General features: G+C 74.3%; 18 protein-coding genes. 7 read left to right on the plus strand and 11 right to left on the minus strand.

The genetic code is table 11. The features are described 5' to 3' along the window. Nucleotides 1–4: 4 nt before the first annotated feature. Nucleotides 5–466 (minus strand): excalibur calcium-binding domain-containing protein, encoded by a 462-nt coding sequence (locus AB0E77_RS18525; RefSeq protein ID WP_361571642.1) that lies wholly within the window; start codon nt 464–466, stop codon nt 5–7. A 187-nt stretch (nt 467–653) separates the two neighbouring features. Between AB0E77_RS18525 and AB0E77_RS18530 the strand changes: the two genes are divergently transcribed. Next, nucleotides 654–1,586, plus strand: a complete 933-nt coding sequence (locus AB0E77_RS18530) for an oxidoreductase (RefSeq protein ID WP_361571645.1) — start codon at nt 654–656, stop codon at nt 1,584–1,586. Nucleotides 1,587–1,598: 12 nt separating this feature from the next. On the opposite strand, the gene AB0E77_RS18535 is transcribed toward AB0E77_RS18530, so the two are convergent. The 5 genes from AB0E77_RS18535 to AB0E77_RS18555 form a co-directional block, all read right to left on the minus strand. Continuing rightward, entirely contained in the window at nt 1,599–2,402 is an 804-nt protein-coding gene (locus AB0E77_RS18535) for an SDR family oxidoreductase (RefSeq protein ID WP_361571648.1), read from the minus strand. Nucleotides 2,403–2,475: 73 nt separating this feature from the next. Next, entirely contained in the window at nt 2,476–3,060 is a 585-nt protein-coding gene (locus AB0E77_RS18540; RefSeq protein WP_361571651.1) for a helix-turn-helix domain-containing protein, read from the minus strand. A 46-nt stretch (nt 3,061–3,106) separates the two neighbouring features. Next, nucleotides 3,107–3,457, minus strand: coding sequence for a nitrite reductase small subunit NirD (gene nirD / locus AB0E77_RS18545; RefSeq protein ID WP_361571653.1), 351 nt, complete (start codon nt 3,455–3,457; stop codon nt 3,107–3,109). Then, a complete protein-coding gene (gene nirB / locus AB0E77_RS18550) occupies nt 3,454–6,066 on the minus strand; it encodes a nitrite reductase large subunit NirB (RefSeq protein WP_361571656.1) in 2,613 nt (870 codons plus the stop codon). Before nirB ends, nirD begins: the two co-directional genes overlap by 4 nt. Further along, entirely contained in the window at nt 6,066–7,283 is a 1,218-nt protein-coding gene (locus AB0E77_RS18555) for an FAD-dependent oxidoreductase (protein WP_361571659.1), read from the minus strand. The genes nirB and AB0E77_RS18555 overlap by 1 nt, the downstream gene beginning before the upstream one ends. Before the next feature lie 245 nt (nt 7,284–7,528). Between AB0E77_RS18555 and AB0E77_RS18560 the strand changes: the two genes are divergently transcribed. Then, nucleotides 7,529–8,311, plus strand: coding sequence for a TSUP family transporter (locus tag AB0E77_RS18560; RefSeq protein ID WP_361571662.1), 783 nt, complete (start codon nt 7,529–7,531; stop codon nt 8,309–8,311). Between the two features lie 62 nt (nt 8,312–8,373). Here AB0E77_RS18560 and AB0E77_RS18565 read toward each other — a convergent pair whose 3' ends face one another. Then, nucleotides 8,374–8,994: a class F sortase gene (locus AB0E77_RS18565; RefSeq protein WP_361571665.1), complete on the minus strand. Its 621-nt coding sequence runs from the start codon at nt 8,992–8,994 to the stop codon at nt 8,374–8,376. 112 nt (nt 8,995–9,106) lie between these two features. Next, nucleotides 9,107–9,637, minus strand: a complete 531-nt coding sequence (locus AB0E77_RS18570; RefSeq protein WP_361571668.1) for a hypothetical protein — start codon at nt 9,635–9,637, stop codon at nt 9,107–9,109. A gap of 302 nt (nt 9,638–9,939) precedes the next feature. Between AB0E77_RS18570 and AB0E77_RS18575 the strand changes: the two genes are divergently transcribed. Then, nucleotides 9,940–10,524 (plus strand): NAD(P)H-dependent oxidoreductase, encoded by a 585-nt coding sequence (locus tag AB0E77_RS18575; protein ID WP_361571671.1) that lies wholly within the window; start codon nt 9,940–9,942, stop codon nt 10,522–10,524. 76 nt (nt 10,525–10,600) lie between these two features. On the opposite strand, the gene AB0E77_RS18580 is transcribed toward AB0E77_RS18575, so the two are convergent. Further along, nucleotides 10,601–12,244: a M4 family metallopeptidase gene (locus tag AB0E77_RS18580; RefSeq protein ID WP_361571674.1), complete on the minus strand. Its 1,644-nt coding sequence runs from the start codon at nt 12,242–12,244 to the stop codon at nt 10,601–10,603. Nucleotides 12,245–12,358: 114 nt separating this feature from the next. Here AB0E77_RS18580 and AB0E77_RS18585 point away from each other — a divergent pair, with 114 nt between their 5' ends. Then, complete coding sequence (locus tag AB0E77_RS18585) at nt 12,359–12,787, plus strand: gamma-glutamylcyclotransferase family protein (protein WP_361571676.1); 429 nt, start codon at nt 12,359–12,361, stop codon at nt 12,785–12,787. 9 nt (nt 12,788–12,796) lie between these two features. On the opposite strand, the gene AB0E77_RS18590 is transcribed toward AB0E77_RS18585, so the two are convergent. Then, nucleotides 12,797–14,902 carry a molybdopterin oxidoreductase family protein gene (locus tag AB0E77_RS18590; protein ID WP_361571679.1) on the minus strand — a complete coding sequence of 702 codons (2,106 nt, stop codon included), beginning with the start codon at nt 14,900–14,902 and terminating at the stop codon, nt 12,797–12,799. Nucleotides 14,903–15,015: 113 nt separating this feature from the next. After that, nucleotides 15,016–15,702 (minus strand): ElyC/SanA/YdcF family protein, encoded by a 687-nt coding sequence (locus AB0E77_RS18595; RefSeq protein WP_361571682.1) that lies wholly within the window; start codon nt 15,700–15,702, stop codon nt 15,016–15,018. A 164-nt stretch (nt 15,703–15,866) separates the two neighbouring features. On the opposite strand from AB0E77_RS18595, the gene AB0E77_RS18600 reads away from it, so the two are divergent. The 3 genes from AB0E77_RS18600 (at nt 15,867) to AB0E77_RS18610 (ending at nt 19,383) form a co-directional block, all read left to right on the plus strand. Then, nucleotides 15,867–16,682: a sirohydrochlorin chelatase gene (locus AB0E77_RS18600; protein WP_361571685.1), complete on the plus strand. Its 816-nt coding sequence runs from the start codon at nt 15,867–15,869 to the stop codon at nt 16,680–16,682. A gap of 59 nt (nt 16,683–16,741) precedes the next feature. After that, nucleotides 16,742–18,028, plus strand: coding sequence for a deoxyguanosinetriphosphate triphosphohydrolase (locus AB0E77_RS18605; RefSeq protein WP_361571687.1), 1,287 nt, complete (start codon nt 16,742–16,744; stop codon nt 18,026–18,028). 89 nt (nt 18,029–18,117) lie between these two features. Continuing rightward, complete coding sequence (locus tag AB0E77_RS18610; RefSeq protein WP_361571690.1) at nt 18,118–19,383, plus strand: FAD-dependent oxidoreductase; 1,266 nt, start codon at nt 18,118–18,120, stop codon at nt 19,381–19,383. Nucleotides 19,384–19,494: the final 111 nt, after the last annotated feature.

The following is a 19,494-nucleotide window of genomic DNA, read 5'->3' on the forward strand; positions in this document are numbered from 1 at the left end:
CGCGTCAGCGGACGCCGGCGGCGTCCTTGCGCCTGCGCACCGCCAGCAGCAGCCCGCCGCCGGCGAGCACGACGGCCCCGCCGCCCGCGGCGATGTACGGGGTGGTGTCGTCGCCGCCGGTCTCGGCCAGGTCGGTGCCCGACTCCCCGGCGGCCTGGCCGCCGCCGGTCCGCTCGCCGCCGGCCTTGCCGGTGCCCGAGCCCGTGTCCTCACCGGCGTCCGCGTCCTTGTCGCCGGCCGGCACGAAGCCCGCGGGCGGCTTGTCGCAGCCGACGCCGTCCTTGTCCCGGTCGAGGTGCGCGCCGTAGTGCTCGCTGCCCTCCTTGATGTCGGAGTACCCGGCGGCGTACGCCTCGGAGCAGTTCTCGAAGGGGTGGGCGCCGTCGTGCGCCTCGGCGGCGGCCGGCAGGGCGGCGAGGGCCAGCGCGGCGACGGCCACGGCGGCCGGCTTGCGGAGCAGGTTCATCGAGTGTCCCGGAAGTGGTGTGGAGCGGATGCTTCGGAGGTGACGAAGCTAGTGATGTGACGGGAACGTGGAGCCGATATGGAGGAGACGTGACGGGAACGTGACGTGACCGGACGGTAACTCTCCGCTCCGGGCCCAACGGCGCGTACGGTGAGGTGGGGTCCGGGAGATCGGGAAGGAGCCGTCGATGGCCGGCTGGAGTGTGCGCGACATCCCCGACCAGGGCGGGCGGACCGCCGTCGTCACCGGGGCCAACAGCGGACTCGGCTACGTGGTCGCACGGGAGCTGGCGCGCAAGGGGGCGCGGGTCGTGCTCGCGTGCCGCAGCGAGACGCGGGGCGAACAGGCCCTGGAGCGGCTGGCCGACGACGTCCCGGACGCCGACGTGGAACTGGCACGGCTCGACCTGGGGGACCTCGCCTCCGTACGGAAGTTCGCGAGCGCGCTGCCGTACGCACGGGTCGACCTGCTGGTCAACAACGCCGGGGTGATGGCCCTGCCCTACGGCACGACCGCGGACGGCTTCGAGACGCACTTCGGCGTCAACCACCTGGGGCACTTCGCGCTGACCGGGCTGCTGCTGCCCGCGCTGCTCGCATCGCCGGACGCCCGGATCGTCACCGTCTCCAGCCTCGCCCACGCGCTGGCCGGCATCGACCCGCGCGACCTCAACAACGTGCGGCGCTACGGGCGGTGGACCGCCTACGCCCGCTCCAAGTCCGCCAACCTGCTCTTCACGCACGAGCTGGCCCGCCGGCTGGCGGCACGTGACGGCGGCCCGCACGTGACGGCGGCCGCCGCGCACCCGGGGTACGCGGAGACCAACCTCCAGACCGCCGGCCCGCGCGCCGAGGGACGGCGGCTCGCCGAGCACCTGATGCAGCTCGCCAACCGTGTCGTCGCCCAGTCCGCCGAGGCGGGCGCGCTGCCGGTCCTGTACGCGGCCACGGCCCCGGCAGTCGCCCCCGACTCCTTCACCGGCCCGTCCTTCGCCATGTGGCGCGGGGCGCCCGCACCGTCCTGGCGGGCACCCCGGACCCTGGACGACGCGATGGGCGAGCGCCTGTGGGCGGCCTCCGAACGGCTCACGGGCGTGACGTACGACGCCCTGACGGGGTAGCGACCCGGGAGGTCAGGCGGTCTGACCGCCGTCCACGACCAGGTCGGTGCCCACCACCGACGACGCGTCGTCCGAGGCCAGATACAGCACGGCCGCGGTGACCTCCTCCACCGACGAGACCCGGCCGAGCGGCGTCTCGCCCCGCATGCGCTCGGCCCGGCCCTCCTCCGTCTCACCGGGCCGCAGGGACATGGCGGTCGCCGTGGCGCCCGGGCTGACGGCGTTGATGCGGACGCCGTCGGCGATGTGGTCCAGGGCGGCGCCCCGGGTGAGCACCGAGACCGCCGCCTTGGTGGCGGCGTAGGCGGTGGCGCCCGGGCTGCGCTTGTGCAGGCCGAAGGTCGAGGCGATGTTCACGATCGCCCCGCCGGCCGGCTGGGTGCGCATCTGGCGGACCTCCGCCCGCAGGGCGTGGAAGACGCCGGTGACGTTGATGTCGAGCTGTGTGCGCCAGTCCTCGTCGGAGAGGTCGGCCACGGGGGTTCCGCCGCGGAAGACGCCCGCGTTGTTGACCGCCACGTCGAGCGAGCCGATGGGGGTCCCCCCGCTCGAGCGAAGCCGAGAGTGGGGGAAGGCGACGGCGGCCTCCACCGCGGCCCGGACGTCGGCGGCCCGGGACACGTCGGCGGTGACGGCCAGCGCCTTGCCGCCCGCCTCCTCGATCAGGGCCACCGTCTCGTCGAGCGGCCCCCGTCCGCGCCCGGCGACCACGACGTGCGCGCCCTCCCGGGCGAAGGCGAGGGCGACGGCACGTCCGATGCCGGAGCCGGCGCCGGTGACGAGGGCGGTCTTGCCGGTGAAACGCTGGGCGGTCATGAAGCTCCCCTTTTTCTTGACCGATCGGTTCATTATGAGGGCCGGAAAGACACCCTCCGCGGAGGGTGGTGTCTCAGTCGAGCAGTGCCAGTGCCTGTTCCGCCGCGTCCCGCACCCGCGCCGGGTCCGCCGACGCCTTGCCGACCACCCGCAGCCCCTGGAGCAGCACCAGCAGCGTGCGCGCCAGGGTCAGGGGGTCGCGGCCGGCGGGCAGTTCGCCCTGGGCGCGGGCCCGGTCCAGCGACGCGTGCAGCACCGTCTCGAGCCGGTCCCAGTTGCGCTCGACCCGCCGCGCGGCGACCGGGTCGTGCGGGGCCAGCTCGGCGGCCGTGTTCGTGACGAAGCAGCCGCGCCCCCGCAGTTCCTCGGCGGTCGCCTCGGCGGCGTAGCGCCGCACCAGGGACCGCACGCCCGGCAGGGCGGGGCCGGGCCGGGCCAGATCGGCCAGCAGGTCCGGGAGCAGTCCCTCCTCGTAGCGCTCCAGCGCCTTCAGGTACAGCTCGCGCTTGTTGCCGAAGGTCGCGTAGAGGCTGGCGCGTCCGACGCCGAGGTGCTCCACGAGGTCGGACATCGACGTCGCCTCGTAGCCGCGCCGCCAGAACAGCTCCAGGGCTGCCCGCAGCGCGGCGTCCGGATCGAACTCCTTGGTCCTGGCCACGCCGTGGAGCCTAGGCCTTATTGGAACGACCGGTCAAGAAGCCGGGTCAGGCGGCCGTCACCTCGTACGTGGCCACGCGTACCGTCTCGTCGTCCAGGCACTGCCCGGTCGCGAGGTCGAAGCGCTGCTTCAGGAGCGGGGAGGCGACGAAGGGCCGGCCGCGGTGGCTGCCGGTCAGACCGCGGGAGAGGACCGCCGCGCCGGTGAACGGGTCGCGGTTGTCGATGGCGTACAGCTCCCCGCAGCGGTCGCGGAACAGGGCCACCTGGCCGCCGTCCGGCAGCAGGGCCGCCACGCCGCGGCCCGGGAGCAGGGCGCCGAGGTCGCAGGCCGTGAACCAGTCGTCCGTCAGCCGCAGTCGGACCTTCAGGCTGGTGGTCTCGGGTGCCAGGGTCATCGCCGGGTGCTTCCTTCCAGGAGGTCGTCTTCCGAGGGGCGCCGCACGCCGATGCTGAGCAGCGGCAGGTCGGGCTTCATCTGGTCGCGTTCGGGCACGAAGCCGACGACCGGGTCGGGGGTGTCCGGCGCGTTGACGAAGGACACGAACCGGGCCAGCTTCTCGGGGTCGTCGATCGTCTCGGCCCACTCGTCGCGGTAGTGGGACACGTGCGCCCGCATCAGGGACTCCAGCTCGTCGCAGATGCCGAGCGAGTCGTGCACCACCACGTCCCGGACGTGGTCCAGGCCGCCGGGGATGCGCTCCAGCCAGGTGGAGGTGCGCTCCAGCTTGTCGGCGGTACGGATGTAGAACATCAGGAACCGGTCGATCAGACGGACCAGTTCGGCGTCGGAGAGGTCCTGCGCGAGCAGGTCCGCGTGGCGCGGGGTGGCGCCGCCGTTGCCGCCGACGTACAGGTTCCAGCCGTTGGACGTGGCGATCACGCCGAAGTCCTTCGACTGGGCCTCCGCGCACTCGCGGGCACAGCCCGACACCGCCGACTTGAGCTTGTGCGGGGACCTGAGCCCCCGGTAGCGCAGCTCCAGGTCGATCGCCATGCGCACCGAGTCCTGGACGCCGTAGCGGCACCAGGTCTGCCCCACGCAGGACTTCACCGTGCGCAGCGACTTCCCGTACGCGTGCCCCGACTCGAAGCCGGCGTCCACCAGTCGCGCCCAGATCACGGGCAGTTGCTCGACGCGGGCACCGAACATGTCGATCCGCTGACCACCGGTGATCTTCGTGTAGAGCCCGAAGTCGCGGGCGATCTCGCCGATGACGATGAGCTTCTCCGGGGCGATCTCGCCGCCGGGGATGCGCGGGACGACGGAGTACGAGCCGTTGCGCTGGAGGTTCGCCAGGAAGTGGTCGTTGGTGTCCTGGAGCGCGGCCTGTTCGCCCTCCAGGACGTAGCCGCTCGCGCCGATCGCCGGGGCGAGGGAGGCGATGATCGAGCCGACTGCAGGCTTGCAGACCTCGCAGCCGTCACCGCCCCGGGCGTCCTCGCGGCCGTGCCGGTCGAGAAGCTCCTGGTAGGAGGTGATCCGCAGGGCGAGGACGATCTCGTACAGCTCCTCGCGGGTCTGCGCGAAACAGCCGCACAGGCCCTTGTCGACCTCGACGCCGCTCGCCTCCAGCTCGGCGGTGACCAGCTGGTCGAGCACCTTGAGGCACGAGCCGCAGCCGGTGCCGGCCTTGGTGCACTTCTTCACCTCGGGCACGGTCGTGCAGGAGTGCTCCGTCACCGCACCGCGGATCGTGCCCTTGGAGACGTTGTGGCACGAGCAGATCACCGCGTCGTCGGGCAGCGCGGAGGGGCCGAGCTGGACCGGGGCGCCGGAACCGGCGGGCAGCACCAGCGACTCGGGCGAGACCGGCGGGACCGAGCCGGTGAAGGCGCGCAGCGTGCCGTAGGCCTCCGCGTCACCGACCAGGATGCCGCCGAGCAGGGTGCCGTCGCGGGCGATGACCAGCTTCTTGTACAGCCCGGCGCGGGAGTCGGAGTAGACGACGTCCAGGCAGTCCTCGGCGGTGCCGTGCGCGTCGCCGAAGGAGGCCACGTCCACGCCGAGCAGCTTCAGCTTGGTCGACAGGTCGGCGCCGGTGAAGGACGCCTCGTCGGCGGCGATCGTCGCGGCGGCCGTCTCGGCCTGCTCGTAGCCGGGGGCCACCAGGCCGTACACCCGGCCGTCCGCGGCCAGCGCGCACTCGCCGATCGCGAACACGTGCGGGTCGGTGACCGTGCGGCACTGCTCGTCGACGCTGATGCCGCCGCGCTCGCCGACCGCGAGGCCGCAGTCGCGGGCCAGCTGGTCGCGGGGGCGGACACCGGCGCTGAACACCACCAGGTCGGTGGCGAGTTCGGAGCCGTCGGACAGCTTCATGCCGGTGACGGCGCCGTCCTCGCCGGTCACGATCTCCTGCGTGCCGACGCCCGTGTGGACGGACAGGCCCATCTCCTCGATGGTGCGCAGCAGCGCCGCCCCGCCGCCCTCGTCGACCTGCACCGGCATCAGGCGCGGCGCGAACTCCACGATGTGCGAGGTCAGTCCGAGCCCCTTGAGGGCGCCCGCCGCCTCCAGACCGAGCAGCCCGCCGCCGACCACCGCGCCGGTCGTCGCCCTCTTCGCGTACTCCTCGATGGCGAGGAGGTCCTCGATCGTGCGGTAGACGAAGCAGCCCTCGGCGTCCTTGCCGGGGACCGGCGGGACGAAGGGGTAGGAGCCGGTGGCCAGCACCAGGACGTCGTAGTCGACGGCCAGACCCGAGCGGGCGGTCACCCGGCGGGCCTCGCGGTCGACCGTCTCGGCCGGGTCGCCGACGTGCAGCTCGATGCCGTGCCGCTCGATGAACGCCATGTCGGTCATCGACAGGTCCTCGGGGGACTTCCCCGAGAAGTACGAGGTGAGCTGGACGCGGTCGTAGGCGGGCCGCGGTTCCTCGCACAGCACGACCACGCGGTGCGAGGCGGTCAGGCCGCGTTCGGCGAGCGCCTCGAGGAAGCGCTGGCCGACCATGCCGTGGCCGACGAGCACGATGGTGGGGGTGGGCCCCGGGGTGGCGGTCATCAGGAGCCTCCGTCGTTGGTGAGCAGGTGGAGCAGGGGGCCGCCGTCGGAGGGGAGCGGCTCTGCTCCCTCCCAGGCGCGCGCCAGCGCGCCGACGGTGCCGAGTTCGCCGACCAGGACCCCGCCGACCAGCCGGTCGTCGCGGACGACGACCTTGCGGTAGGTGCCCCGGGTGGCGTCGGCGAGCTGCACGACGTCGTCGCCGGGGCGGGGGTCGGTCTCGCCGAACGCGGCGAGGTCGAAGGGGCTGTCCGGCCCGGTGAGGGTGAGCCGGGTCAGGGACCGGGTGCCGGTGTAGCGGGCGGCGCGGCCGTCGGCCAGCAGCCCGGCCAGCGCACCGGCCTGTTCCAGGGCGGGCGCGGCCAGCCCGTACACCGTGCCCGCGTGCTGGGCACAGTCGCCCACGGCGCGGATGTGCCGGTCCGAGGTGCGCAGTTCGTCGTCGACGACCACGCCGTCCGCGATCTCGAGTCCCGCCGCCCGCGCCAGCCCGACCCGGGGACGGACGCCGCAGGCGAGGACCACCAGGTCGGCGCCGAGGGCGTAACCGTCGGCCAGCTCGACCGACCGCACCGCCCCGCCGACCGAGCGCACGTCCCGCACGCGGCACTCGGTGTGCACCTCGACGCCGAGGCCCTCCAGATGGCGCCGGACGAGCGCGGAGGCGGCCGGGTCGAGCTGGCGTTCCATCAGCCGCTCGGACTGCTGGGCGAGGACGACCTGCGTGCCGCGCACGGCCAGCGCGCGGGCGGCGGAGACGCCGAGCAGACCCCCGCCGACGACGACCGCCCGCACCCCCGGCCGTACCGCCTTGGACAGGCCCAGGCAGTCGTCCATGGTGCGGAACGCGTGCACGCCCTCGGGCAGCCGGCGGTCCGCGGTGAACAGGCCGCGCAGCGGCGGGAGCACGGCGTTGGAGCCGGTCGCCAGGACCAGCGTGTCGTAGGCGATCGCCGAGCCGTCGGCGCAGCGCACCGTCCGGCCGACCCGGTCGATGCCGGTGACCCGGGCGCGGACCAGCTCCGCGGGCTCCGGCAGGGCGACGACCTCGGGGCCGAGCCGTCCGGCCAGCACGTCCGCGAGCAGCACCCGGTTGTACGGGCGGTGCTCCTCGTCGCCGACCACCAGTGCGGGCGTGCCCAGCTCACCGAGGCGCCGGGCGAGCGTCACACCCGCGAGCCCGGCACCGATCACCACCACACGCGCATTCGAGGTCATGACGACGAGCGTGCTGCGCGGGTGTTACCCGACGGCATCCCCTCTGTTTCCCACGGGGAACGCTGCCCTCAGCGGCGGCGGGGGAGGGGTGTGAGGGACTCGGGGGCGGGCGGGAAGTGCCTCCGGGGCCGGTCCCGAGGCGGCTCCGGACCGGCCCCGGAGGCGGCTCCGGGCCCGGTCCCGGAACCTCAGATGTCCCTCATCTCGATGGACGGCACATCCATCTCGTCCTTAGGGTCGCGATCATGCCCGACATAGCGCTGACCACGGTCGTCCTCCTCTGCCTCGCCGCCTTCGCGGCCGGGTGGATCGACGCCGTGGTCGGCGGTGGCGGCCTCCTGCTGCTGCCGGCGCTGCTGCTCGGCCTGCCCGCCGGGACGCCGGCCGCGCACGCCCTGGGCACCAACAAGGCCGTCGCCATCGTCGGCACCACGGGCGCGGCGGTGACCTACGCCCGCAAGGCCCCGGTGGACGTGCGCCTGGCCGTGCGGATCGGCCTGGCGGCCCTCGCGGGGTCCTCCGGCGGGGCCTTCTTCGCCGCCGGGATGAGCACCGAGGTGCTCAAGCCGGTGATCATGGTGGTGCTGCTGGCCGTCGCCGCCTTCGTGATCCTGCGCCCCGCCTTCGGCACCGCACCGGCCCCCGGCCCGGCCACCCGCCGCCAGATCCTCGCCGCGATCGGCCTCGCCGGCCTCGGCATCGGCTTCTACGACGGCCTGATCGGCCCCGGAACCGGCACCTTCCTGGTCCTGGCGCTCACCGCGGTCCTGCACCTGGACCTCGTGACGGCCTCCGCCACCGCCAAGATCGTCAACTGCTGCACCAACGCCGGCGCCCTCGCCACCTTCGCCTGGCAGGGCGCGGTGCTGTGGCAGCCGGCCGCCCTGATGGCCGTCTTCAACCTCGCCGGCGGCACGTTCGGCGCGCACACGGCCCTCAAGAAGGGCAGCGGCTTCGTCCGCGTCGTCCTGCTGACGGTCGTCTTCGCCCTGGTGGCGAACCTGGCGTACGAGCAGTGGCTGGCCTGAGGCCCACCAGGTCCCACCGGGTCCCACCAGGTCCCACCGGGTCCGCCAGGTCTCACCGACTCTCACCGGCTCCCGGTGAGATGGGCGAAGACGACCACGTTCCCCTGGTAGCCGGTCCCGCGCGTGTAGCCGCCGCCGCAGGTGATGACGCGCAGCTCCGGCCGGTCCGCGGCGCCGTACACCTTCCGGTCGGGGAAGTCCGTCGCCGCGTACACCTCCACCGCGTCCACGGTGAACACCGCGACGCCGCCGTCGCGCCGGTCGACCTCGATCTCGGCGCCCTTCCTCAGCGCGCCGAGCCGGTAGAACACGGCGGGTCCCTCGGCGTTGTCGACGTGCCCGGCGACGATCGCGGTGCCCCGCTCGCCGGGGGTGGTGCCCGCCTCGTACCAGCCGGCGAGGTTCTTCCTGTCGGCGGGAGGGACGTCCAGACTGCCCGTGGGCGTCAGTCCGAGGCCGGTCAGCGGGGCGTCCACGCCGATCGCCGGGATGCGGACGCGGTCGGGCGGGGAGGGCGGCAGCGCCGGGGCGCCTGGTGCCGTCCGGGCCCGCCCGGAGCCGGCCTGCGCGGCCGACGGCTGCGGCGGGGCCCCGCTCTCCGTGCCGCCGCTGAGGAGATACGCCCCTGCGCACAGGGCGACGGCGGTGACCGCCGCTATCGCGGTGTTGCCGACCCTGCGCATGACGACCACCTCTCCTCGGGGGATCCCCTGCCCCCTCCGGGCCGCGAGGGGCATCGGACCCGGAGGGGGTGGGGAAGTGCGGTACCGGCGGACGGGCAGCGGAGGGTGCCCGTCAGATCCCGTCGCCTCTCGCCCGGCGATGCAGGAGCCAGGTACCGCCCGCGGCGGCGACGGCGAGAGCCGCCACACCGGCCGCGGTCTGCACGGGATCGGGGCCGAGTGCGCCGCCGACCCCCGTCTTGACGCTTCCCCGGGGGTACACCTGCGCACCGGCGGAGGTCAGCGTGACCACCAGGTCGCCGGTCACCCGCCGGCCGCTCTCGGCGCACGTGGCGACGATCTCGTACGTCCCCGGCTGCGCGCTCGGCGGTACGTCGAACCGCCCGGTCACCTCGTCGCCGGGCGTGTCCGGCGCCAGCGGGAACCGGCCGGCGCCCACCGCGCCGGCGTCGCCCGTCGCGGCACCGTCCTCGCCGCACGCCGACGTGGTCACGACGGCCTCCTCGCCCGGCACGACCGAGGAGGGGTACACCTCCAGTCGGCCGGTGGCCGCGGCGTCCCCGGCGTACGCGGGCGCGGTGGCGAGTCCCGCGGCCGCGACGGCGAGCGCGGTACCGGTCAGCAGGCGGGCGGTGCGTCGCATCGGTGCTCCTTCGAGCTCTTCGGTGGCCCCTGCCCTACCGAGGAAATCGGCACCGGGCGCACCCCGCTTGTCGAGCGCGTGCGGGCAATGGGATGAACGGGTGTCACCGACGCGTCCGCCGAGCCGGCCGGTGATCACGTCCGCGCAGGTCAGGGCGGCGGCGGAGGGCGGCGGAGGAAAGACCCGTACGGACGCGCGGCGGGCGGGTGAACGGGTGAGCGGTGCCTGGGCGTCCGGACCGGGCCGGACGCCGGGGACTCGGACTTGACCTCAAGTTAAGTCGAGGTACCACGCTGTCCCGCATGACCACACAGACCGCTCCCCTCCATGTGACCCTGCTCGTCGGCAGCAACCGCCACGGCCGCTTCGGCCCCGTCGTCGCCGACTGGCTCCTCGCCCGTCTCCGCGACCGCGACGACCTGGTACCCGAGGTCGTGGACGTCGCCGAAACCGCCCTGCCCACGGACTTCGCCCGGACCCCGGAGGCGGCCGCCGCACTGGCGGACGTCACCCCGAAACTGGCGCGGGCCGACGCGTTCGTCGTCCTCACCCCCGAGTACAACCACTCGTTCCCGGCCGGTCTGAAGAACCTCATCGACTGGCACTACGCCGAGTGGCGGGCCAAGCCCGTCGGCCTCGTCTCCTACGGGGGCGTCTCCGGCGGCCTGCGCGCGGTGGAGCACCTGCGCCAGGTCTTCGCCGAACTGCACGCCGTCACCGTCCGCGACACGGTCTCCTTCCACAACGCCGGCGCGGCCTTCGACGACGCGGGCACCCTCCGGGACCCGGCCGGCCCGGACGCGGCCGCCAAGACCCTGCTGGACCAACTGGTCTGGTGGGGGCAGGCGTTGCGAGAGGCGAAGGAGAGGCGTCCGTACGACGCGTGAGCAGGGCGCACCCGACGGCAGGCCGGTACCCCTCGCGAGGGGCACCGGCCTGCCGTCGGGTGGGGTCGGTGGGGGATCAGCCCACGTTCACCGCCTTCCACGCCGCGGCCACCGCGGCGTGCTCCGGGCTGTCGGCGCCGTACAGTTCCCCGGCCGCGCTCAGGGTGGCGGTGCGCGCGCCCGCGTAGTCCGTGGACGAGGTCATGTGGACCGTCAGCGCCCGGTACCAGATCGCGCCCAGCTTGTCCCGGCCGATGCCGGTCACCGAGGAGCCGTCGCAGGTGGGGGAGTCGTAGCGCACCCCGCCCACGGTCCGCGCGCCGCTGCCCTCGGCCAGCAGGTACGCGAAGTGGTTCGCGACGCCGGACGAGTAGTGCACGTCGAGATCGCCGACCGAACCGCTCCAGCAGTCCGCCGAGGCGCCGTCCCGGCTCGGCCGGTCCATGTAGCGCAGGGCGTCGCGGCCGAAGCCGGAGCGGACGACCTTCTCGCCGATCAGATAGTCCCCGGCGTCGGCGGAGTTGCCCGCGTACCACTCCACCAGCGTGCCGAAGATGTCGGAGGTGGCCTCGTTCAGGCCGCCGGACTCGCCCGAGTAGGTCAGCGCCGCCGTCGACGACGTCACCCCGTGGGACATCTCGTGCCCGGCGACGTCCAGCGACACCAGCGGTCCGAAGGCCGTGCCGTCACCGTCGCCGTACGTCATGCAGAAGCACGTGTCGTCCCAGAAGGCGTTGTTGTAGCGGGTGCCGTAGTGCACCCGGTTGTAGGAGCCCTTGCCGTCCCCGGCGATGCCGCTGCGCCCGTGGACGTTCCGGTAGTAGTCCCAGGTCACGTCCGTGCCGTACTGGGCGTCCACCGCGGCGGAGGCCCGGTCGGCGTCCGTGCCGGTGCCCCAGTGGTTGTCGGCGTCCGTGAACACCGTCGAGGGCGCCCGGCCGAGACAGATCGTCAGGATGCACAGGTCGGTCTTGTTCGCCGCGTCGCCGGTGTACGTGCCGCCGCGCGTCGCGTCCGTCAGCTGGTACGCCGACCCGGACGGCGTCGTCTCCAGCGGCACCGTGCCGCCGTACAGCGACCTGCCGTCGCCCGAGGCCGACTCGATGGTGTCCCAGGCGTCGATGCGGGCTCCGGTGGCCGCGTCGGTCAGGACCGTGCGGGCGACCGGGTTGCCCAGCGAGTCCAGCGCCGCCGCGTTCGTGCGCCAGGCCAGCTTCGGGGTGCCGTGCAGGGCGTCGACGACCAGCTCGGGCTTGGCGGTGAGCCGCTTCAGCAGCTCGCCCGGGTTGGCGGCGCGCAGCGCGTTCGCGGCCAGGTCGGCGGCCTTGGGCGCCGACAGCTTCGGGGTGACGGTGGACAGGGAGAGGGATGCCGTCGTCGCGCGGTCGGCGCCCCGGTAGTCGCCGTCGGGGGCGAGGTGGACGACGAAGTCGCCGCCCAGTACGGGTAGTTCACGGTAGGTGCGGTCGTAACGGACGTGCTGGGTGCCGTCCGGGTCGACGATGACGTCACGGACCTCCGTGCCCTGGGCGCCGGTCAGGCCCAGGGCCGGAGCGTGGTCCGCGAGGGCCGCCGCGGCGTGGTCGAGGGCGGCGGCGGGGGTGGGCCCGTCGGCCGCGCCCGCGGTGGGGGCGAGGGCGGCGGCCAGGAGGGAGACGGCGGTGGCGGCGATGCCGACCGTGGTGGGGCGGGAACCTCTGACGTGCCGTATTCGGCTCATCGATCTCCTCGGGACAGGCGCGGTGCGCGTGGGGACGCTGGTGCTGACTCGGATTCAAGAGCCCGCCCGTATGTCATGTCCATAGCGCTCGCGTGGAGATCATGAGGGGAGAGAATGACCCTCGTGGATGCCGAGCACCTGCCGTTCTTCGTCTACGGGACGCTCCGCCCCGGCGGCCCCAACCACGCCCGTTTCCTCACCGGCCGCACCCGCGCCGAGGAACCGGCCCGCCTCACCGGCGCCGTGCTGTACGCGGGACCCGGCTACCCGTACGCCGTCGAGGCCCCGGACGGCACGGTGCGCGGCGACCTCGTCACCCCCCGGCCGGAGGCGTACGACGACCTGCTGGCCGCTCTCGACCGGCTGGAGGAGTACACGCCGGGCGATCCGCGCAACCTGTACGACCGCGTGGCCAGGCACGTCGTCCCGGACGCCGCCGGCACGCCCGTGCGCGCCTGGGTGTACGTCGCCGCCCCGCCGGTCGCCGCCCGGCTGCGGGCGCGCGGCACCGCGATCGGGAGCGGCGACTGGTGGGTCAGGTGACGACAGGGCCTAGAAGGTCACCGTCTCCACCCGCACCGCGCACACCTTGAACTCCGGCATCCGCGAGGCCGGGTCCAGAGCCGGGTTGGTCAGGGTGTTGGCGCGGCCCTCACCGGACCAGTGGAACGGCATGAACACCGTGTCCGGACGGATGCCGGTCGTGATGCGGGCCGGTGCCACCGCCCGGCCCCGCCGGGAGACGACGGCCAGCGGGTCGCCCTCGGCCGCCCCCAGCCGCGCCGCCAGCCTCGGATGCAGCTCCACGAACGGGCCCGGCGCGGCGGCGTTCAGCTCGTCCACGCGCCGGGTCTGGGCACCGGACTGGTACTGCGACACGACCCGCCCCGTGGTCAGCAGCACCGGGTACTCGTCGTCGGGCTCCTCGGCGCTCGGCCGGTGCGTGACGGGCACGAAGCGGGCCCGGCCGTCGTCGGTGGCGAAACGGTCCAGGAAGAGGCGGGGGCTGCCCGGGTGCGGCGCCGCCCCGGCGGCGTCCGGCGCCGGGCACGGCCAGAACACGCCGTTCTCCTCGGCGAGCCGCCGGTAGCTGATCCCCGAGTAGTCCGCCGGCCCGCCCGCGCTGGCCCGGCGCAGCTCCTCGAAGACCTCCTCGGGATCGGCCGGGAAGCCCTTCTCCAGTCCCTTCCCCGCTCCGAGCCGCCGGGCCAGCTCGTGCAGCACCTCCAGATCGCTCCGCACCCCGGCCGGCGGGTCGAGCGCGCGCCGCCGCAGCAGCACCCGCCCCTCCAGGCTGGTGGTGGTACCCGTCTCCTCCGCCCACTGCGTCACCGGCAGCACGACGTCCGCCAGCGCCGCCGTCTCCGAGAGCACCACGTCGCACACGGCCAGGAAGTCCAGCGACCGCAGCCGCCCCTCGACATGCGCCGCGCGCGGCGCCGACACCACCGGGTTGGAGCCCATCACCAGCAGCGACCTGACGTCCGTGCCCAGCGCGTCCAGCAGCTCGTACGCGCTGCGCCCCGGCCCCGGCAGCGAGTCCGGGTCCACGCCCCACACCTCGGCGACGTGCCGCCGCGCCGCCGGGTCGGTCAGCTTGCGGTAGCCCGGCAACTGGTCGGCCTTCTGCCCGTGTTCACGTCCGCCCTGCCCGTTGCCCTGCCCGGTCAGACAGCCGTACCCCGACAGGGGCCGCCCCGCCCGCCCGGTCGCCAGGCACAGGTTGATCCAGGCGCCCACCGTGTCCGTGCCCTTGGCCTGCTGTTCGGGCCCGCGCGCCGTGAGCACCATCGCCGCCTCCGGCGCGCAGAACAGCCGCACCGCCTCCCGCAGTTCGGGAACGGACACTCCGGTGATCCGCTCCACGTACTCCGGCCAGTGCGCCATCGCCGCGGCCCGCGCCTCCTCCCAGCCCGCCGTGCGCTCCCCGACGTACCGCTCGTCGACCCGCCCCTCGGCGACGACCAGGTGCAGCATGCCGAGCGCGAGCGCGAGGTCGGTGCCCGGCCGCGGCGCCAGGTGGAGGTCGGCCTGCTCGGCGGTCCGGGTGCGGCGCGGATCCACGACGATCAGCGTGCCGCCGTTCTCGCGCAGCTCGTGGAAGTACCGCAGCGACGGCGGCATCGTCTCCGCCGGGTTCGACCCGACGAGGATCACGCAGCCGGTCCTCGGGATGTCCTCCAGCGGGAACGGCAGTCCCCGGTCGAGCCCGAAGGCCCTGACGCCCGCCGCGGCGGCCGACGACATGCAGAACCGCCCGTTGTAGTCGATCTGCGAGGTGCCCAGCACCACGCGGGCGAACTTGCCCAGCGCGTACGCCTTCTCGTTGGTCAGCCCGCCGCCGCCGAACACCCCGAGCGCGTCCGCGCCGTACTCCTCGCGCGTGCGCGCCAGGTTCCCGGCGATCCGGTCCAGCGCCTCGTCCCACGAGGCCGGCACCAGCGCGCCGTCACCGCCGCGGACCAGCGGCGAGGTCAGGCGCAGTCCCGGCGCGAGCAGCGCAGGCGCCGTACGGCCCTTGCCGCACAGCGCACCCCGGTTCACCGGGAAGTCCGCGCGCTCGGTCACCTCGACGCTCCCCCCGGCGGCGGGCGTCAGATTCATCCCGCACTGCAGCGCGCAGTACGGACAGTGCGTGGGCGTCGAGGTGTTCTGCATGCCGCCAAGCCTGCGCCGCCCGTGTTACACGACCGGGCGGCCGATTGTTACGCCCCCGGGACGGTGACCTCCCCGCCGCCCGACGGCCGCGGTGAGGGCGGCGGCGAGGGGCGTCACCGCCCGCCGGCCAGCGCCTCCGCCACCCCCGGCTCCCTCGGCCCGAGGAAGCGCGGATCCGGCTCGAACACCGCGTCCAGCGCCGCCTTGCCCGCCGCGAAGATCTCCCGGGCGCCCCCGTAGTACCAGGTCACGTCGTGCCGGGCGTCCACCCCCACGCCGTACGACGCCACCCCCGCCTCCTGGCACAGCGCCACCGCCCGCCGGATGTGGAAGCCCTGGCTGATCAGCACGGCCCGGTCGACCCCGAAGATCTTCTTCGCGCGGACGCAGGAGTCCCAGGTGTCGAAGCCCGCGTAGTCGCTGACGATCCGCGCGTCGGGCACCCCGTGCCTGACGAGGTACGCGCGCATGGCGTCCGGCTCGTCGTACTCCTTGCGGCTGTTGTCCCCGGTCACGAGCACCACCTCGATCCGCCCCGCCCGGTAGAGCCCGGCCGCCGCGTCCAGCCGGTGCGCGAGGTACGGCGACGGCTCCCCGTCCCACAGCCCGGCGCCGAAGACGACGGCGACCCCGGTACGGGGCACGTCGGCGGTGGTGCGCAGCCGGTCGCCGGTCACCACGTACATCCAGGTGGCCGGCAGCAGTGCCAGCACGCACCCGGCCATCACCGCCTGGATCAGCCGTCGCTGCCCCGCGCGGGTGCGCGGAAGGCGCGGTCTGCCAGGTCTCCAGCGGCGCATCGGTCGGTCCCTCCCCTGATCGTCTCCCGCCCACAGGGACGTACGGACGTGCCGTCCGGTTCGCCGCCCGCTCACACGGGACGCCCGGTGCCGTGTGAACCGACGGCAAATTCCCGTGACCTCCGCGCAACGGGAAGGCAACGTCGTGGCGCCACGCTCGGTGCATGACGGCAACGACAGTGACGGTCAGGACGAGCACGGCGCACCCCGGCGGCACCCCCGCCCTGGTCGTCGTCGCCCACGGCAGCCGCGACCCGCGCGCACTGAGCACCGTACGGGCCCTCCTCGACCGGGTGCGTGCCCTGCGCCCCGCCCTGCCGGTGCACCTCGGGCACATCGAGCTCAACGCCCCCCTGCTGCCCGACACGCTGGCCGCGCTCGGCGACGGCGAGGCCGTCCTCGTCCCGCTCCTCCTCAGCCACGGCCACCACGTCGAACGGGACATCCCCGGCATGGCGGCCGCCTCCCCGGCCCGCACCCGCGTGGCCGCCCCGCTCGGCCCCCACCCCCTCCTCGTGGACGCCCTGCACGACAACCTCCTCGAGGCCGGCTGGCCCCTCCACGCCCCCCGGGACGCCGCCGTCGTCCTCGCCTCCGCGGGCTCCCGCGCCCCGGCCTCCCGCGCGGACACGGAGCGCACGGCGGCCCTCCTCGCCGCCCGCCTCGGCGTCCCGGTCCTCCCCGCGTACGCCTCGGCGGCGGCCCCGACGGTCCCGGACGCGATCCGCACCCTGACGGCCCGGGGCCACCGCCGGATCGCCGTCGCCGCCCACTTCACGGCCCCGGGCCGCTTCGCCACGGAGTCCACCACCCACGCCCCGTGGATCGCGTCGGCCCCCTTGGGCACCCACCCGGCGATGGCCCGCCTCCTGCTCCACCGCTACGACGAGGCGCTTGCCGGGGGCGGCGAGAACGACGTGCCCCGAGGGGCGTACGGACCTGCGCGACCGGCCGCAGCGACACCCGCACTCGCCCGGTAACCGCACCAGGCAGACGCACGGGCGCCCACCGTCGCACCTCCCCCCGTACTGTTCACCACATGGAAGGCACCACAGGCACCGCACCCACCCCGTACGACCCCACGTCAGTGGCCCGCTACGCCCCGGAGCCCGACAAACGCCCCGGCCGCACCGCCTTCCAGCGCGACCGCGCCAGGGTCCTGCACTCCTCCGCCCTGCGCCGCCTCGCCGGCAAGACGCAGGTCGTCACGCCCGGCGAGGGCAACCCGATGTGGGACGCCAGCCCCCGCACCCGCCTCACGCACTCCCTGGAGTGCGCCCAGGTCGGCCGCGAGCTCGGCGCCGCCCTCGGCTGCGACCCGGACCTCGTGGAGGCCGCCTGCCTCTCCCACGACCTCGGCCACCCTCCCTTCGGCCACAACGGCGAGGCCGCGCTGAACGAGTTCGCGGAGGACTGCGGCGGCTTCGAGGGCAACGCCCAGTCGCTCAGGCTCCTCACCCGCATCGAGCCCAAGCGGTTCACCGACGAGGGCTCCGTCGGCCTCAACCTCACCCGCGCCGCCCTCGACGCAGCCACCAAGTACCCCTGGCCCCGCGGCGCCCACCCCACCGACCCGGCGTCGCCCAAGTTCGGCGTGTACGAGGACGACCTGCCCGTCTTCACCTGGCTGCGCGAGGGCGCCCCCGCCGGCCGCGCCTGCTTCGAGGCACAGGTCATGGACTGGTCCGACGACGTGGCGTACTCGGTGCACGACGTCGAGGACGGCCTGCACGCCGGACACATCGATCCGAACTGCCTGCTCGCCGACCCCGAGCGGGAGGCGGTCTTCGAGGTCGCCGTCGGCCGCTACGTCCCCGCCGGCACCGACCACGCCGAGCTGGCCGCCGCCCTCGACCGCCTCCTCGCCCAGGACTGGTGGCCGCACGGCTACGACGGCTCGGCCGTCGCCCAGGCCCGGCTGAAGGACGCCACCAGCCAGCTCATCGGCCGCTTCTGCCTGGCCGCCGAGGCCGCCACCCGGGCCGCGTACGGGGGCGGGCGCCTCACCCGGTACACCGCCGAACTGGTCGTCCCCCGCGAGACCCGCCTGGAGTGCGCCGTCCTCAAGGCCGTCGCCGACCGGTACGTCATGCAGCGCGCCGAGCAGGAGCGGCTCCGCGCCGACCAGCGCGTCGTCGTCGCCGGACTGGCCGAGGCGCTCACGGCCCGCGCGCCCGAAGGGCTCGACCCCCAGTTCCGCGCCCTGTTCGGCCGGGCCGGCGACGACCGGGCGCGCAAACGGGTGATCGTCGACCAGATCGCCTCCCTCACGGACGCCTCGGCCCGCTCGCTTCACGCCCGCCTGACGGGGCATCGGGGAGACTGACGATGGCCTGATCGGTTCACTCCCCCTTCCCGCGCCACGCCGTGTGCGGGACGCTCGCATGTGGCGGCACCCTGACGAGGAGGCAACAAGTGGTCGACGCGGATCAGACATTCGTCATCGTCGGAGGCGGCCTGGCCGGCGCCAAGGCGGCCGAGACACTCCGCACCGAGGGATTCACCGGCCGGGTGATCCTCATCTCCGACGAGCGCGACCACCCCTACGAGCGCCCGCCGCTGTCCAAGGGCTATCTGCTCGGCAAGGAGGAACGCGACAGCGTCTTCGTGCACGAGCCCGCCTGGTACGCGCAGCACGACATCGAGCTGCACCTCGGCCAGACCGTCGTCGCGATCGACCGCGCCGCGAAGACCGTGCACTACGGCGACGACGGCACCCACGTCCGGTACGACAAGCTGCTCCTCGCCACCGGCGCCGAGCCCCGCCGCCTCGACGTGCCCGGCACCGGCCTCGCGGGCGTCCACCACCTGCGCCGCCTCGCCCACGCCGAGCGCCTCAAGGGCGTCCTCGCCTCTCTCGGCCGGGACAACGGCCACCTCGTGATCGCCGGCGCCGGCTGGATCGGCCTGGAGGTCGCGGCGGCGGCCCGCGAGTACGGCGCGGAGGTCACCGTCGTCGAGCCGGCCCCCACCCCGCTGCACGGCGTCCTCGGCCCCGAGCTGGGCTCCGTCTTCACCGAGCTGCACGAGGCGCACGGCGTCCGCTTCCGCTTCGGCGTGCGGCTGACCGAGATCGTCGGCCAGGACGGCATGGTCCTCGCCGCCCGCACCGACGACGGCGAGGAACACCCCGCGCACGACGTGCTCGCCGCGATCGGGGCCGCCCCCCGCACCTCCCTCGCGCAGGCGGCCGGCCTGGAGATCGCCGACCGCGCGCACGGCGGCGGCATCGTCGTCGACGAGCGGCTGCGCACCTCCGACCCCGACATCCACGCCGCCGGCGACGTCGCCTCCTTCCCGCACGCCCTCTTCGACACCCGGCTGCGCGTGGAGCACTGGGCCAACGCCCTCAACGGCGGCCCGGCCGCGGCCCGCGCGATGCTCGGCAAGGAGCTCACCTACGACCGCGTGCCCTACTTCTTCTCCGACCAGTACGACCTCGGCATGGAGTACTCCGGCTGGGCCCCGGCCGGCTCGTACGACCAGGTCGTCCTGCGCGGCGACGCCGCCAAGCGCGAGTTCATCGCCTTCTGGGTCAAGCAGGGCAGGGTCCTGGCCGGGATGAACGTCAACGTGTGGGACGTCACGGAGGACATCCAGAACCTCATCCGCTCCGGCGCCCCCGTCGACACGGAGGCCCTGTCCGACCCGCACGTGTCCCTGGACACCCTCGTGCCCTGAGGCCGGGCGCATCGTCCGGGAGGACGACGGCGGCTCCGCCCCGCGGCCGATCCCGGTGTGCGGCCCTCCTTCCCGTGGGCCGGCCGGGTCCGCCGTACAGGCTGACGGCAG

The sequence above is a fragment of the Streptomyces sp. NPDC032940 genome, from assembly GCF_040636935.1.
Taxonomy (GTDB): Bacteria; Actinomycetota; Actinomycetes; order Streptomycetales; family Streptomycetaceae; genus Streptomyces.